Raw genomic sequence first — 650 nt, 5'->3', positions numbered from 1 at the left:
TGAACTGACCCCCAAAAGTTGGACGCTTTGTCCAACCAAGGGGGTTTTGTTTTATGAGCAAGTACAGCAAGCAGTTCAAGCTAAAGGTAGTTAAAGAGTTTCTAGAGTTTGGCGGTCTTAAGCGGGTAGGTCACTTATTTGAGATTAGTCATTCACAAGTGCGTGATTGGGTCCTAGCGTATCAGGTACATGGCCATAGCGGTCTTAATCCCAACTATCAACGCCATTCCCCAGAGTTCAAATTGCAGGTGCTGCAGTACATGTCCAGGCACCAGATATCCGCTAGGCCGGCAGCTGCCCACTTTGGGATTGGGAGTATGAGCTCGATTTTGCAATGGCAAAAACTCTACAATGAAGGCGGTATTACAGCCCTTGCTAATCGACCGAGAGGACGATCTCCTATGTCCCAATTTAATATCAAAGCCTTACTCAAAAAGCCGATCTCTGAGCTCACGCCTGCAGAGTTACGAAGACGTCTGGAGTATGCCGAAGCGGAGGCTGCCTACCTAAAAAAGTTAGAAGCCTTAGCTCAGAGCAAAGCTGTAAAAGAGAACAAGCCCAAGTAATTACTGAGCTAAGGCCGCATTACCGTTTATTAGACTTACTGCTGATCGCCAAGATGGCTAAAAGCGTGTATTACTACTGGCGAG

1 protein-coding gene is annotated in these 650 nt (G+C 46.9%); it reads left to right on the top strand.

Annotated features, from left to right (window positions below; genetic code table 11):
• Positions 1–53: 53 nt before the first annotated feature.
• Positions 54–566, top strand: a complete 513-nt coding sequence (locus ICN11_RS10625; protein ID WP_216230353.1) for a helix-turn-helix domain-containing protein — start codon at positions 54–56, stop codon at positions 564–566.
• Positions 567–650: the final 84 nt, after the last annotated feature.

The organism is Polynucleobacter sp. 78F-HAINBA, from assembly GCF_018882325.1.
Classification (GTDB): Bacteria; Pseudomonadota; Gammaproteobacteria; order Burkholderiales; family Burkholderiaceae; genus Polynucleobacter.
Note: the sequence above shows the minus strand (reverse complement) of the source record. Positions and strands in the feature narration are given on the sequence as shown.

Coding starts and splice junctions, on each gene's coding strand:
- ICN11_RS10625 (WP_216230353.1), top strand. CDS start 54: ATGAGCAAGTACAGCAAGCAGTTCAAGCTAAAGGTAGTTAAAGAGTTT.